Below are 14,734 nucleotides of genomic sequence, written 5' to 3' on the forward strand. Positions count from 1 at the left end.
AGACGGGCTCAAATTTCAGACGGGCTCAAATTTCAGACGGGCTCAAATTTCAGACGGGCTCAAATTTCAGACGGGCTCAAATTTCAGACGGGCTCAAATTTCAGACGGGCTCAAATTTCAGACGGGCTCAAATTTCAGACGGGCTCAAATTTCAGACGGGCTCAAATTTCAGACGGGCTCAAATTTCAGACGGGCTCAAATTTCAGACGGGCTCAAATTTCAGACGGGCTCAAATTTCAGACGGCCTCAAATTTCAGACGGCCTCAAATTTCAGACGGCCTCAAATTTCAGACGGCCTCAAATTTCAGACGGCCTCAAATTTCAGACGGCCTTTAAATTTTCAGACGGCCTAATTTTTAGACGGCCTTAAATCAAATTTAAAGCTATTGGGGTGGCGAGTCTTTGATTTCCTGCCATTTTTCAGTGATATAGATAAATTTTTGCGGCGTAACCGGTGCCATGATAAAGCTGTTATAGAGATCTTCGTCGTTGGGGAAAATGGTGCGCAGGTTTTGATATTCTTTCGACATCAATTCTTTGGCGGGCATGCTGGTGGGTGCGGTGGCGGCGAAGTTGCCGTTTTTTGCGGCAATCTCCGGCTCTAAAGCGTAGTTGATGTAATGGTGTGCATTGAGCACGTTTTGGGCATTGGCGGGAATGGCAAAAGAGTCGACCCAAATGCCGACGCCTTCGGCCGGCATCATTACTTTCAGCTCGCCGACGCCGTTTTTCTGTGCTCGTTTCTGCGCCATGTGCAGGTCTCCGGCATAGCCGACGACAACGCAGGCTTTGCCTTCAGCCAGTGTGTCGGCGGCGGTTTGAGCTAGAAAATCCTGAACATGGGGGCGGTTGCGCTTCATCAGGTCGGTGGCTTCCTGCAGGTCTTTGTTGTGGCGGCTGTTGGGGTTTTTGCCTAAGTAGTTGAGCGCGAGCGGAAACATATCGGTAGGGTTGTCCAAATAAACGATGCCGCAGGATTTCAGTTTTTCGGTGTATTTGGGATTGAATACCATATCCCATTGTTTGAAAGGAAGGTATTGGGTTCCCAGCGTTTTTTTGACTTGCTCCGTGTTGATGGCGAAAGTGGTCACGCCCCAAAAGAAAGGAACGACGTGTTCGTTGTTGGGGTCGGCTTTCGCGATGAAGCTTAGAATTTGGGGATTGATGTATTTATAGTTCGGAATCAGGCTTTTGTCGATTTTACGGTAGGTGTCGGTACGGATGTGGTTCAAAATCAGGTTGTTTGAAGGGGCAATCAGGTCGTAATCGAGCTCGTTGCTGCCGATGGCTTCGTCGAGTTCGTTGTCGGTGTTGAAATGATTGTATCTGACGCGCACGTTGTAGCGTTTTTCGAAGTCGGTCAGGGTTTCCGGAGCCAGGTAAGACTGCCAGTTGAAAATTTTCAGCTCCGAGGTTTCTGCGTATGCCGGTTCCGGTGGTTTTTTGCTGTCGTCGCCACAGGTAGCAAGCATCATCAGTGCCGCAGTACAGAAAGGAATGGGTTTTCTCATCATTTCTAATGTTTAAGTTTGTTTTGTTTTTGTAAAAGTTATGTTGTTTATTATAAAACATAGTGTTAGTTTTAGATAGCCGGTTAAACGCCTGAAGCCAGAAAATTCGGAAAATGCCGCCTGAATTGTTGCTTTATGCAAAATTTATGGATTGGATAGCAGGGCTGAGAGTAGGCGCAAAAACAAAACTACGGTAAGATATTGCCGAATTTTATCCTGTTTTTTCAGACGGCCTCGATATAGCTCGGCAGGCCGTCTGAAACATTTTAACTTAGTGCAGAAACGATCATGAAAACCACTGAATTACGCCAAAAATTCCTCAAATTCTTCGAAAGCAAAGGCCACCAAATCGTGCGCTCCTCATCACTCGTGCCGCACGACGACCCCACCCTGCTCTTCACCAACGCAGGCATGAACCAATTTAAAGACGTATTCTTAGGCTTCGACAAACGCCCTTACAACCGCGCCACCACCGCACAAAAATGCGTACGCGCCGGCGGCAAGCACAACGACTTGGAAAACGTAGGCTACACCGCCCGCCACCACACCTTCTTTGAAATGATGGGCAACTTCTCGTTCGGCGACTACTTCAAACGCGATGCCATCCATTTCGCTTGGGAATTCCTTACCTCTCCCGAATGGCTGAACCTGCCCAAAGAAAAACTCTTGGCCACCGTTTACGCCGAAGACGACGAAGCCTACAACATCTGGCTCAACGAAATCGGCATGCCGTCTGAAAAAATCATCCGCATCGGCGACAACAAAGGCGAACGCTACGCCAGCGACAACTTCTGGCAAATGGGCGACACCGGCCCCTGCGGCCCCTGCTCCGAAATTTTCTACGACCACGGCGACCACATCTGGGGCGGCCCTCCGGGAAGCGATGAAGAAGACGGCGACCGCTTTATCGAAATCTGGAACTGCGTATTTATGCAGTTCAACCGCGACGAACAAGGCAATATGAACCCGCTGCCCAAGCCGAGCGTAGATACCGGTATGGGCTTGGAGCGCATGGCCGCCGTGATGCAGCATGTTAACAGCAACTACGAAATCGACCTGTTCGGCAACCTGCTCAAAGCCGCCGCCCGCGAAACCGGCACCGAATTCAGCATGGACGTGCCCAGCCTGAAAGTGATTGCCGACCACATCCGCGCCTGCTCGTTCCTGATTGCCGACGGCGTGCTGCCGAGCAACGAAGGCCGCGGCTATGTGCTGCGCCGCATCATCCGCCGCGCCGTGCGCCACGGCTACAAACTCGGCCAAAAAGGCGCGTTCTTCCACAAACTCGTGCCCGATTTGGTGGCCGAAATGGGCGAAGCCTATCCAGAATTGAAAGAAAAGCAAGAAGCCATCACCGAAGCCTTGCGCCATGAAGAAACCCGTTTCGCCCAAACCCTCGAAACCGGTATGGCTTTGCTGGAAAACGCCCTTTCAGACGGCCGCAAAATGCTGGACGGCGAAATCATCTTCAAACTTTACGACACTTACGGTTTCCCTTACGACCTTACCGCCGACATCTGCCGCGAGCGCGGTATCGACATGGACGAAACCGGTTTCGAGCGCGAAATGGAAGCCCAACGCCAACGCGCCCGTGCCGCGCAAAGCTTCAAAGCCGACACCCAGCTTGCCTACGACGGTCAAGATACCGAGTTCAAAGGCTATACCGAGCGCAAAACCGAAGCCAAAATCCTCGCCCTTTATAAAGACAGCGAACCCGTAAACGAATTGAACGAAGGCGAAACCGGCGCGGTTGTGCTGGACAACACCCCGTTCTATGCCGAAAGCGGCGGCCAAGTGGGCGATGTCGGCTTGATTAAAGCAGACGGCAACGTATTTGAAGTGCGCGACACCCAAAAAATCAAAGCCGCCGTATTCGGACAATTCGGCGTCGTATCATCAGGCCGTCTGAAAGTGGGCGACACCGTTACCGCCGAAATCGACAACGATATCCGCGATGCCAACATGCGCAACCACAGCGCCACCCACCTGATGCACAAAGCCCTGCGCGACGTATTGGGCACACATGTAGAACAAAAAGGCTCGCTCGTTACCGCCCAATCCACCCGCTTCGACATTTCCCATCCGCAGCCCGTTACCGCCGAAGAAATCGCTGAAGTGGAGCGCCGCGTCAACGCCGCCATCCTCGCCAACGTAGCCGTAGATGCTGACATTATGAGCATGGAAGACGCCCAAAAAGCCGGCGCCATGATGCTCTTCGGCGAAAAATACGGCGACGAAGTACGCGTACTGAAAATGGGTGATTTCTCCACCGAATTGTGCGGCGGCACACACGTTAAACGCACCGGCGATATCGGCCTCTTCAAAATCATTTCCGAAGGCGGCATCGCCGCAGGCGTGCGCCGCGTCGAAGCCATCACCGGCCTGAACGCCCTGCAATGGGCGCAAAACCAAGAGAGTTTGGTTAAAGACATCATCGCCGAAGTAAAAGCCCAAACCGAGCGCGACGTATTGGGCAAAATCCAAGCCAACGCCGCCCAAACCAAAGCGTTGGAAAAAGATTTGGCCAAAGCCAAAGCCGAGCTTGCCGTACACACCGGCGCAAAACTCTTGGATAACGCCAAAGACGTGGGCGAAGCCAAGCTCGTGGTGGCCAAAATCGAAGCCGACGCAGCCGCCTTGCGCGAAATCGTTACCGACCTTACCGGCAAATCCGATAAAGCCATCGTACTGCTCGCCGCCGTAAACGACGGCAAAGTTTCCCTGTGCGCAGGTGTTTCCAAACCCTTAACCGCCAAAGTGAAAGCAGGCGACTTGGTGAAATTTGTCGCCGAGCAAGTAGGAGGCAAAGGCGGCGGACGGCCGGATTTGGCGCAGGCCGGCGGTACGGATGCCGCTAAATTGCCCGATGCTTTAAATAGCATGAATGATTGGGTTAGCGGTAAGTTAGCTTGATTTCGGTTTGATTGAGAAAGGCCGTCTGAATGTTTCAGACGGCCTTTTGTTTGGATAATTAAAGATGGGTTAGGGAAGAATCTGTCGTTAAATGTGGATTGAGGCTCGTATCCGATTCCATGCAGCAAATAATCTTATCGGATTCGAAAATCGGGTCTATGTTGGTTTAAGAATGTTAGATAAGTAGCCGATAGGTAAGGTGGAGATATTCCTGCCTTACCTATGGAGTGATCAATACAGGCCGGTGATGTTAGTCGTCGCGGTCTCGGTCTTTATTGCGTTTGCGTCGATCGTCATCGCGATCGTCATCATTGTCGCGGTCTCGGCGGTCGTTTCTGTCGTTATCGCGGTCGTCATCGTCGTCACGGTCTCGGCGGTCGCTTCTATCGTTATCACGATCATCGTCGCGGTCGTTATCTCTGTCGTTGTCTCGGCGGTCGTCGCTGTCGCGTTCGTATTTTTGACCGCGTTCGCTGCGGTCGTTGTCTTCGTCGCCGAATCCGCAAGCGTTCAGGCTGAGGGCGGCGGTGAGGGCAAGAAGCAGTAATTTAATGTTTTGTTTCATGGTTTTTTCCGTTGTGTTGGCGTGTGGAATGATGAATCCGTTATTTTGAAAGTTATGGATTCGGTTGCTTAGGATTATAAGGGTAAGCGGCGGTATGTGATATATAAATATTTATCGGTGTTTTTTATACTGTGTATGGAAAGGCCGTCTGAAAAACAGGCCGTCTGAAAATTTCAGACGGCCTGTTGCTTGGGTGTGTGAGGGTTAAGTGGTTGTTGATGGAAATATCAGTATGAAACCATGCAGGTTGGGGTGCCGGTGTTTTTATCATAAACGGCTGATAGAAAAGGAAAAAGCCTAAGCGTTTGCTTAGGCTTTTAAAATCTGGCTCCCCGACCTGGGCTCGAACCAGGGACCTGCGGATTAACAGTCCGTCGCTCTACCGACTGAGCTATCGGGGAAGAAGTGAGCATTATATATTTTGACGGATTTTTGTCAATGCTTGTGAATAGGTATTTGAGGGTGTTTTATTTAGTTTTTTGAATTTTAATTGAATTTAGTTTGCCTGTGTTTTTGTTGGTTGCGGTAAAAATAGGCGGGAAGCAGGTTTTTATTGCCGGGGTTACAGAAAAGGTTGTTTAAGGCTGTCTGAAAAGCCGGGAGATCGGGGGCGAGATGGGGGAGGTTTAAGTGTGTGGCGGCGTAGTAATAGGCGATAAAGTCGGCTTGCTGCTCCATGTTGAGTTGGGAGATGCAGCTGAGTTTTTTGGGGTTGGGATAGCGGTAGCAGCGTTGTCTGAAGTAGCCGCCGCGAAGGGCGGTGATTAAGCCGCCAAGCCAGGTTTTATAGCCGTTTTGGTATTGCCAGACATGGGTGATTTCGTGGATGAACCAGATGTGATAGTTTGCCTGTGCTTGGGTAAAGTCTTCGGGACAGTGTTGGGCGGGGAAATAGATGTGTCCGTTGGGTGAAACGGCTTGTTTGTGCCATGGAAAAAAAGGCAGGCCGCGATAGATTTTGATGCGTGTGTAGTCGAGGCCGTCTGAAAAAATCAGGCGTGCGGCTCGGATTTCGTTTTCTGTAAGTCTTCTCCAGCGTTTATTCACGGTTTTCCCTGCGTTTTTTCCAGTGGTATAGGGTATGGAGTTTCCAAATGCCGAGTACGGCGAAATAGCCGGTAATGGCAAGGGTGCTGCTTAATACGGGTACGCCGACGAGTAGGGGTTTGCCTGCGCCTAAGAGCCAATGCCAGGATTCTTGCAGGAATTGGCCGCTACTGAGCGAGGGAAAGGTAAGGGTGTCTGCGCTGTCGATGCCGAGTATGAATTTGCCGATTTTGTAGGCAAGGTAATATAGCGGCATATAGGTAAGGGGATTGGTGTAGAGTGTGGAGAATATGGCTAGCGGGAGGTTGGTGCGCACGAGATAGGCAACAATCAGGGCGCTGATCATTTGGGTGGGGCCGGGCATGAGGCCGCAAAATAAGCCGACGGCAACGGATAAGGCGGCCTGTCTGCGGTTGAGTGTCCAAAAATAGGGTTTGTCGAACATGGGCGCAAACGGTTTGGTCCAGCGAGACGAGAAGATTTGTTCGCGGTTGGGGAGTTTGTGGCGGTATGATTTTCGGTTGGCGGGCATGGTGTTGTTTGTTGTGTGTGGTTTGCTTGGGGATATGGTTGCTTTTCCGGTATTTTAAAGTGCGGTTTGCGGCTTGTTCACAATCGGGGGGATAACCGATATGATGGGACTCTTTTAAACTTGGTTTTTCGGTTGGTAGGGAAAAGATGGAAATGAATCGTGTGTCTGTGCGGAATGTGGTTTTGGGTGAGGGTAAGCCTAAGGTGTGTGTGCCTTTGGTGGCGCGGACCGAAGGGGAGTTGACGGAGCAGCTGAAAAGTTTGGCCGGATTAAATTTCGATGTGTTGGAGTTTCGGGCTGATTTTTTGGATAGGGTGGAAGAAACCGGTTTTGTGTTGGCATGTTGCCGTTTGATTCGGAATGCGTTACCTGATGTGCCGTTGCTGTTTACGTTTCGGCGTGTCGAGGAGGGGGGCGAACATCCTTTAGAATCGGCAGCGTATTTCGGATTGCTGCACCAAGTGGCGGAATCGGGCTTGGCGGACTTGCTGGATGTCGAGTTGTTTACGGATGAGGCGCGTATTGCGGAAATCGTCTCGGCGGCACGGCAGCATGGTGTGAAAGTGGTTTTGTGCAACCATGACTTTGATAAAACGCCGCCTAAAGATGAAATTGTGCGTCGTTTGCGCAGAATGCAGGATTTGGGTGCGGATATTTGCAAAATTGCGGTCATGCCGCATTCGGCAGCGGATGTGTTGGTGTTGCTGGAGGCAACGCAGATGATGTTCAACTGTTTCGCCAAGCAGCCTTTGGTAACGATGTCGATGGGACGTTTGGGGATGGTGAGCCGTTTGTGCGGCGAAGTCTTCGGTTCAGCCATGACATTCGGGGCGGCAGGTAAAGCTTCTGCACCCGGCCAAGTGGCTTTGGACGATTTAAATCTGATTTTGGATGTGTTGTCTGATAAAAAGGCCGTCTGAAAATTTCAGACGGCCTGTGAGAGATATGCTGGCAATGGAATTATAAAGTCCAAGTTAAATCGGGATTGCTTTCAATCACTGCTTTAAATTGGTTTTGAATCCGCGCGATGGCTTCTTCGCTGTCGGCTTCAAAGCGCAGCACCAATACCGGCGTGGTGTTGGATGCGCGCATGAGGCCGAAGCCATCGGGGAATTCTACACGCAGGCCGTCGATGGTGATGATGTTTTCCGCGCCGTCGAAGCGGGCGGTTTGAGCCAATTCTTCAATCACTTTGTGGCCGTTGCTGCCTTCGGGTAAATCGATGTTCAGCTCGGGCGTGGAAATGCTTTGCGGCAAGGCATTCAGCACAGCGGAAGGGTTGTCGCCGGCGGAAAGGATTTCCAACAGGCGGCAGCCGGCGTAGAGGCCGTCGTCGAAGCCGAACCAGCGTTCTTTAAAGAATGTGTGTCCGCTCATTTCGCCGGCCAGTAGTGCGCCGTTTTTCTTCATGGATGATTTGATGAAGCTGTGGCCGGTTTTTTCCATAATCGGTTCGCCGCCGTGTTCTTTTACCCACGGGGTCAGCAGGCGGGTGGATTTCACGTCGAAAATCACTTTTGCGCCGGGATTGCGGCTTAACACGTCTTGGGCAAACAGCATCAGTTGGCGGTCGGGGTAAATGATGTTGCCTTCTTTGGTAACCACACCCAATCGGTCGCCGTCGCCGTCGAAAGCAATGCCGATTTCCGCGTTGCCGGTTTTCAGTTCGTTAATCACATCTTGCAGGTTTTTCGGTTTGGCAGGGTCGGGATGGTGGTTGGGGAAAGTGCCGTCCACATCGCAGAAAAGCTCTGTTACGGTACAGCCGAGGGCGCGGTATAAATCGCCTGCATATGCTCCGGCTACACCGTTGCCGGCATCGATGACGATGTTCATCGGGCGTTTGAGTTTAATGTGGCCGACGATATGGTTACGGTATTCGGCAGAGATGTCTTTTTCGGTAACTTTTCCTTTGAGGCCGTCTGAAACAAAACGTTTGTTTTCAATGGTGGCCAGCAGCTCTTGAATGGCCTCGCCTGCCAGCGTGTCGCCGCCGAGCATCATTTTGAAGCCGTTATAGTCGGGCGGGTTGTGGCTGCCGGTAATCATCACGCCGCTGCCTTCGCATTCGCGGATGGCGGCAAAATAGAGCATAGGCGTGGCAACCATGCCGACGTTCAATACATCTACGTCGCTTTCGGTTAAGCCTTTTGAAATGCTTTCCATCAGTTTGGGGCCGCTTAAACGACCATCGCGTCCCAAAGCAATTTTTTTGATGCCTTTTTCGGCTGCTTTGGCCGCAATGGCTTTGCCGATTAAGTAGGCTGCTTCTTTGGTGAGGGTTTTGCCGACGATGCCGCGGATGTCGTAGGCTTTGAAAATATCATGGGCGATGGTTGTCATAAAAAATTCCGTATCTAAAATTTGTGTTGAAGGATTGGTTTTAAATCGACATCAGATACTGAACAGGTTTCTGTGTGGATTTTGTATGCTTGTTTTGATTGGTTTTATTTTTGCTGATGTATATAGTTTTGGTGATTACAATCACTAAATTTGAATAGGAAAGATTTTATCACATTGTAATTTTTCGATTGTATTTTCATTAGCGCATGGATTGGTACGCGCAGTTTCCGGCGTGCCGTTTTGTTTTCAGCTATGGGGAAAGCAAGGTATGATAACGCTCTCTCTACACCGGGATTCAGTTATGAACATTTTATTTATTGCCGACCCTTTGGCTTCGTTTAAAACCTATAAAGATACGACTTATGTCATGATGAAAGAAATGGCACGGCGCGGATGGCGTTTGTCGCATACTTTGAGTAGCGGTTTGTCGGTTGCAAACGGCCGGGTAACCGCATTGGCGGCACCGTTCGAATTTGTCGGTGCGAAAGATGATTATGATAAGGATTGGTTTGTTGCCGCCGATTCTTTTCAGACGGCCTTAACGGATTATGATGCGGTTATCATGCGTACGGATCCGCCTTTCGATATGCAGTATTTATATGCAACGCAACTGTTAACGCTGGCCGCAGAGCAGGGGGCGAAAGTGTTTAACAGTGGTCAGGCAATGCGTGATTTTAATGAAAAATTGGCTATTTTGAATTTCAGCCAATTTACCGCTCCGACTTTGGTGTCGACACGTTCGCAGGAGGTACGTGCATTTTTACAGCAGCACGGTGACATTATTGTGAAGCCGTTGGATGGCATGGGCGGTATGGGCATTTTCAGGTTGAGGGAAGATGACCCGAACATCGGCAGTATTTTGGAAACACTGATGCGTTTGGATACCAAAACGATTATGGCGCAGCGCTATATTCCTGAGATTGTGAAAGGAGACAAGCGTATTTTGGTTATCGGAGGCAAGGTTGTGTCTTTTGCTTTGGCTAGGATTCCGCAAGGCGGCGAAACACGGGGCAATCTGGCTGCAGGCGGGCGTGGTGTGGCTCAGGAATTGAGTGGCAGAGATCGGGAAATTGCAGAGTCTTTGGCGCCGGAATTGAAGCGCAGGGGCATTTTGTTGGCCGGTTTGGATGTGATCGGCGATTATTTGACCGAAGTCAATGTAACCAGCCCAACCGGTTTTCAAGAAATTATGAAGCAGAAAGGTTTTGATGTGGCTGCCGTATTTGCCGATGCTGTGGCTGAGTGGTCAAAGGCGCATTAATGGACAGGCCTGAAACTTATGCGGAAAGCATGAAGGGTAAAACAGGTGTAAAGCGTATTGCTGCCGCTTTGAAATATTCGGCCGACGGTATCCGTGCCGCCTGCCAAGAGCAGGGGTTCAGACAGCTGTTATGGATTCATGCCGTTTTAATGCTTTGCCTTTTTTTCGCCGGTTTTACTTTGCCGGTTAAGATGGTGTTGATTTTGGTTTCCGCATTGTCGATAGTGATCGAATTGGTAAATACGGGTATAGAGGCAGCAGTCGATCATACTTCGCAAGAAATGCATGTTTTGGCGAAGAAAGCGAAAGATGTCGGTTCGGCTGCGCAATATGTAACGCTGGCTGTGGTTGCGCTGTTATGGTTGGTGGCGTGGGTAGGAAGTTGAGAGATGGAAGACAAGCATTTTGCCGAACAGGTAAAAGGGAAAAGGGGATTAACCAGAATCCGCAATGCGTTTGGTTATTCGAAAGACGGCTTGAGTGCCGCTTACCGTCATGAAGATGCTTTCAGACAGTTGGCATGGTTAAACGGTATATTGCTGGTGTTGATGTTTGTTTTGGATTTCGGGCCGGCAACGAGAATGATGTTGTTGACGGCATCGTTTATTACATTGATTACCGAACTGATCAATACTGCTATTGAAGCGGCAGTTGACCATACTTCCAAAGCCAAGCATGAATTGGCAAAGCGTGCGAAAGATGCCGCATCGGCCGCCCAGCTGCTTGCTTCGGTTTTATTGGCGGTTTTATGGTTGCTGGCATTGTGGCGCGAATATGGTTTGAATTTGTTTTAAGTCAATAAAACTCTATCGGTGTTAGGTATGATGGGGGAAAGTATCGGTTTTTCCCGATATTGCCGTATTTTGTTTTAATCAAACAGATGTTAAAACGGTATTGAAGATTCAAATTTTTTGGTAACGAAATGAAAGGATGTATGAAATGAAAAAATTACTGGCTGCAGTTTTGTTAACCGGTTTTTGGCAGGCAGCATCGGCTTCCGGTATGGATATCGATCATCCTTGGGCACGTGCTACCGTTGAAGGCATGAGCATGGGCGGAGTGTTTTTGACCATTGAAAATGAAACCAAACAAGATGATGTATTGGTTGCGGCGTCTTCTCCCGTCAGCCAAAAAGTGGAGCTGCACAACCACATCAACGATAACGGCGTGATGCGTATGCGTGAGGTTGAGGGCGGTATTCCTTTGCCTAAAGGCCAAAAAGTTATGCTGAAACCGGGCAGCTACCATGTGATGCTGATGGGTTTGAAAAAGCCTTTAAAAGTAGGCGATGAATTTCCGTTAACCTTGAAATTCAAAAATGCCCAAGCAAAAACGGTAACGGTTGAAGTGGAGAATGCACCGAAGGGAATGAAACATGGCCATGATCATCACGGTCACAGCCATGATCACGACCATACCCATTAAGTTGAAAAAAATTTTGGTGAAATATTCGGACTAGAATATAGATTTTTTACGACAGAATCGAAACAGGTTTTTGGTTATTAACCGCCGTCATAATGGTGTTTTAATAAACAAAAGCCTGTTTGTTTTTTGTTATTCCGCTTATCTTAAATTAGCGGTATACAGATGTTCAGATTGAAATGCGGAGAGTAAATAAAAATAAAAAGGACGTCTGAAATTTTCAGACGGCCTTTCTGTTCAATTATCCGTTTATATAACAATATTTCGATGATGCCTAATATTGTTTACAATTGGTTTTCGTAAAAAACAAAAAAATGTGAAATAGAGGAAAGTATGCAGACTGTTCAGGAAAACAGCCGTTATCTGTGGATGGTGGTATTGGCCGCTGCAGTGGTATTGATGATTACCATGGGTATCCGTATGTCGCTGGGGCTGTTTGTCCAGCCTATGGTTAACAGCACGGCTTTAAGTATCGCTTCCATCAGCTTTGCCATGGCAGTGTCGCAGTTGGTGTGGGGAATGTCCCAACCCTTGACCGGTGCGTTGGCAGACCGCTTCGGTGCCAAGCCTGTGCTATATTGGGGAACATTGCTGTTGGTAGCCGGATGCGTTGCCGTGCCTTTGTTGCCGGGTATTTGGGGGCTGACATTCAGCATGGGTGTTATGTTGGCTTTGGGAGCGGGGGCAGGCAGTTTTTCTATTCTGATGAGCCTGGTGGCAAACAAGCTGCCTCAAAATATGCGCGGTACGGCATCCGGCGTGGTCAATGCGGGCGGTTCGTTCGGCCAATTTTTGTTTGCTCCGTTGGTGCAGGGTTTGATTTTTTTACCGGCGGTAGGTTGGAAAGGTGCAATGTATGCTTTGGGTGCGGTCAGCCTGCTGGTGTTGCCGTTATCGCATTTTTTGATGAAAGGCAGTACGGGACGTAAAGCGGCGGTAGTTTCAGACGGCCAAACGCTCAAGCAGGCTTTGGTGCAGGCTTTTAAAGACCGAAGTTATATTTTGCTGCATTTGGGATTTTTCACTTGCGGTTTTCATATCGCGTTTTTAGTAACGCATTTGCCGTTTGAAGTGGCTTTGTGCGGTTTGCCGCCGCGTGTAGCGTCATGGTCGCTGGCATTGATCGGCATTGCCAATGTAGTGGGGAGCTTGGCTGTCGGTTGGTGTGTCGGCAGATGGTGCAGTAAATATATTTTGTTTTGGATGTACGGTTCGCGTGCGCTGCTGATATTGGTTTATTTGTCCGCACCAAAAACAGATATGACTTTTTATCTTTTTGCCGTCGGGTTGGGGCTGACTTGGCTTGCAACTGTGCCGCCGACTGCTGCGATTGTAGGCAAGCGTTTCGGCTTGCGTTATCTGGCGACTTTATTCGGACTGACGTTGCTGTCTCATCAAATAGGAGGTTTTTTCGGTGCTTATTTGGGCGGTATCGCGGTAACGGCATTCGGCGATTACGGTTGGATGTGGTATGCGGATGCTGCATTGGCAACGGTTGCAGCTTTGTTAAATTTGCCTATTCAGGAAGATAAAGTGCTGAGAAACGGGTAGCTTTGAACAGGGATTGCAAGTTTGATTGGATTTATAGAAGAGGCCGTCTGAAAATTTTCAGACGGCCTTTGATAGTTTTTAATGTTGTAATTAAATTTTAGGGGTAAGCGGATTAAATGGTTGATCTTACCTTTGCATGAGAGTGAGACAGACCGGCATCTCATCGGATTATCTGGTTGATGCTTCACCTACTGCTGGTGCATGTTTCCTTCGCTAATTCCAGCAAGAACCCCACACGCCTCAACTTCCCGGTCATCGTTGCAACTCGCTCTCAGTGAAACGAGTTGTTTCTCAAGCGCTTGCAGAGCGGTTATCTGCGACCGCACATGAGAGATGTGATCATCGAGCAAGGCGTTGACGGCGGTACAAGGCTGATGAGGGTCATCCTGATAGCTCTGTAGTTCGTGAATCTCAGCCAGTGACAGGCCTAGGATTCTGCAGCGACGGATGAAGGCCAGCCCCTCACCATGCTTCTCGGTATAGACACGGTAACCGTTGTCCTGCCGATCAGGCGGCGGCAACAAGCCCTGCTGTTCATAGAAGCGGATCGTCTGTGTTTCGACCCCTACCAACTGCGCCAACTGACCAATGCGCATCAGCCTCCTCCCCAACGGATTCTTTACTCTATTGACCTTATAGTAGCTTTATAGTTTAAAATGGTACCACAACATTGTTCAAGTGGAGTCGTATCATGAGCAAATCCTGTGGTGGCGCCTGTGGCGGTGATGCAATGTCCGCAGCGGATACCGATATACAGGCCTCCTCCGAGGCGCTAGGGAAATGGGTCAGTGTTTATGCCGTGCCGAAGATGGACTGTCCATCAGAAGAGCGAATGATTCGCCTAGCCCTGAACGGCTTTGAGGAGGTTCGGGCGCTGTCCTTCGACTTGTCGAACCGCCGGCTGAAGGTCGTGCATGACGGCGAGGTCGAGCCCGTCACCTCGAAACTGAAGACCTTGGGGCTAGGCGCCTCGCTTCAGGAAACCGTCGCTGCAAATCCGGAGACCATCAAGGCCGCCGAGTTTTCGGCAGCTTCTGCTAAGCAAGAATCCGGGACCCTGCGCTGGTTGCTCGGCATCAATGCACTTCTGTTCGTGGTGGAAATGACTGCCGGTCTGATCGCCCGGTCCACCGGCCTGATTGGAGAATCCCTGGACAATTTTGCCGATGCGGCGGTGTACGGGCTTGCCCTTTATGCGGTTGGACATAGCGTGAAAATGCAGGTACGTGCCGCGCATCTTGCTGGTGTACTGCAACTGATCTTGGCTGTGGGCGTGCTCGTAGAGGTGGTGAGACGCTTTGTATTCGGTAGTGAGCCTGAATCGCTGGTGATGATGGCTATCGCATTCGTCGCATTGATTGCCAATACCAGTTGTCTGCTGCTCATATCCAAACATCGGGAAGGTGGGGCGCACATGAAGGCAAGCTGGATATTCTCGGCCAACGACGTGGTGATCAACCTGGGGGTCATCACCGCCGGCGCCCTGGTCGCGTGGACCGGTTCCAATTATCCGGATCTGATTATCGGCACCATCGCGGGGGGCATTGTACTTAACGGTGCCAGACGCATTTTGGCGTTGAAGGGTTAAA

At 49.9% G+C, this 14,734-nt stretch carries 14 protein-coding genes and 1 tRNA gene; 8 read left to right on the forward strand and 7 right to left on the reverse strand.

The features are described 5' to 3' along the window. Nucleotides 1-383: 383 nt before the first annotated feature. Nucleotides 384-1,511 (reverse strand): extracellular solute-binding protein, encoded by a 1,128-nt coding sequence (locus EL309_RS09510; RefSeq protein WP_036494248.1) that lies wholly within the window; start codon nucleotides 1,509-1,511, stop codon nucleotides 384-386. A 288-nt stretch (nucleotides 1,512-1,799) separates the two neighbouring features. Between EL309_RS09510 and alaS the strand changes: the two genes are divergently transcribed. Next, nucleotides 1,800-4,424, forward strand: a complete 2,625-nt coding sequence (alaS, locus tag EL309_RS09515) for an alanine--tRNA ligase (protein ID WP_040670060.1) — start codon at nucleotides 1,800-1,802, stop codon at nucleotides 4,422-4,424. Between the two features lie 250 nt (nucleotides 4,425-4,674). Here alaS and EL309_RS09520 read toward each other — a convergent pair whose 3' ends face one another. The 4 genes from EL309_RS09520 to EL309_RS09535 all read right to left on the reverse strand — a co-directional run bounded on the left by EL309_RS09520 (nucleotide 4,675) and on the right by EL309_RS09535 (nucleotide 6,568). Then, nucleotides 4,675-4,989, reverse strand: a complete 315-nt coding sequence (locus tag EL309_RS09520) for a hypothetical protein (protein ID WP_004284877.1) — start codon at nucleotides 4,987-4,989, stop codon at nucleotides 4,675-4,677. 325 nt (nucleotides 4,990-5,314) lie between these two features. After that, a tRNA-Asn gene (locus EL309_RS09525) sits at nucleotides 5,315-5,390 on the reverse strand. Between the two features lie 85 nt (nucleotides 5,391-5,475). Beyond that, the gene (locus EL309_RS09530) at nucleotides 5,476-6,036 is read right to left on the reverse strand and encodes a hypothetical protein (protein ID WP_004285375.1); all 561 of its coding nucleotides are present in this window, start codon (nucleotides 6,034-6,036) and stop codon (nucleotides 5,476-5,478) included. Continuing rightward, nucleotides 6,029-6,568: a DUF2062 domain-containing protein gene (locus EL309_RS09535; protein ID WP_036494247.1), complete on the reverse strand. Its 540-nt coding sequence runs from the start codon at nucleotides 6,566-6,568 to the stop codon at nucleotides 6,029-6,031. Before EL309_RS09535 ends, EL309_RS09530 begins: the two co-directional genes overlap by 8 nt. A gap of 146 nt (nucleotides 6,569-6,714) precedes the next feature. On the opposite strand from EL309_RS09535, the gene aroD reads away from it, so the two are divergent. Beyond that, nucleotides 6,715-7,488, forward strand: a complete 774-nt coding sequence (gene aroD / locus EL309_RS09540; RefSeq protein WP_004284871.1) for a type I 3-dehydroquinate dehydratase — start codon at nucleotides 6,715-6,717, stop codon at nucleotides 7,486-7,488. A gap of 40 nt (nucleotides 7,489-7,528) precedes the next feature. Here the strand turns inward: aroD and EL309_RS09545 are convergent, their stop codons facing one another. After that, the gene (locus EL309_RS09545) at nucleotides 7,529-8,911 is read right to left on the reverse strand and encodes a phosphomannomutase/phosphoglucomutase (protein ID WP_004284870.1); all 1,383 of its coding nucleotides are present in this window, start codon (nucleotides 8,909-8,911) and stop codon (nucleotides 7,529-7,531) included. A gap of 301 nt (nucleotides 8,912-9,212) precedes the next feature. Here EL309_RS09545 and gshB point away from each other — a divergent pair, with 301 nt between their 5' ends. From gshB to EL309_RS09570, 5 genes are all read left to right on the forward strand, one after another. Next, the gene (gshB, locus tag EL309_RS09550; protein ID WP_004284869.1) at nucleotides 9,213-10,172 is read left to right on the forward strand and encodes a glutathione synthase; all 960 of its coding nucleotides are present in this window, start codon (nucleotides 9,213-9,215) and stop codon (nucleotides 10,170-10,172) included. Beyond that, complete coding sequence (locus EL309_RS09555) at nucleotides 10,172-10,558, forward strand: diacylglycerol kinase (RefSeq protein ID WP_004284868.1); 387 nt, start codon at nucleotides 10,172-10,174, stop codon at nucleotides 10,556-10,558. Before gshB ends, EL309_RS09555 begins: the two co-directional genes overlap by 1 nt. Before the next feature lie 3 nt (nucleotides 10,559-10,561). Further along, nucleotides 10,562-10,966: a diacylglycerol kinase gene (locus EL309_RS09560; RefSeq protein WP_004284867.1), complete on the forward strand. Its 405-nt coding sequence runs from the start codon at nucleotides 10,562-10,564 to the stop codon at nucleotides 10,964-10,966. Between the two features lie 145 nt (nucleotides 10,967-11,111). Next, a complete protein-coding gene (locus tag EL309_RS09565; RefSeq protein WP_036494243.1) occupies nucleotides 11,112-11,597 on the forward strand; it encodes a copper chaperone PCu(A)C in 486 nt (161 codons plus the stop codon). A 330-nt stretch (nucleotides 11,598-11,927) separates the two neighbouring features. Beyond that, nucleotides 11,928-13,145: an MFS transporter gene (locus EL309_RS09570; protein WP_004284864.1), complete on the forward strand. Its 1,218-nt coding sequence runs from the start codon at nucleotides 11,928-11,930 to the stop codon at nucleotides 13,143-13,145. Nucleotides 13,146-13,333: 188 nt separating this feature from the next. Here the strand turns inward: EL309_RS09570 and cadR are convergent, their stop codons facing one another. Further along, entirely contained in the window at nucleotides 13,334-13,741 is a 408-nt protein-coding gene (gene cadR / locus EL309_RS09575; protein ID WP_004364961.1) for a Cd(II)/Pb(II)-responsive transcriptional regulator, read from the reverse strand. A 95-nt stretch (nucleotides 13,742-13,836) separates the two neighbouring features. On the opposite strand from cadR, the gene EL309_RS09580 reads away from it, so the two are divergent. Beyond that, the gene (locus EL309_RS09580; protein WP_004283022.1) at nucleotides 13,837-14,733 is read left to right on the forward strand and encodes a cation transporter; all 897 of its coding nucleotides are present in this window, start codon (nucleotides 13,837-13,839) and stop codon (nucleotides 14,731-14,733) included. Nucleotide 14,734: the final 1 nt, after the last annotated feature.

The sequence above is a fragment of the Neisseria weaveri genome, assembly GCF_900638685.1.
GTDB classification, from domain to species: Bacteria; Pseudomonadota; Gammaproteobacteria; order Burkholderiales; family Neisseriaceae; genus Neisseria; species Neisseria weaveri.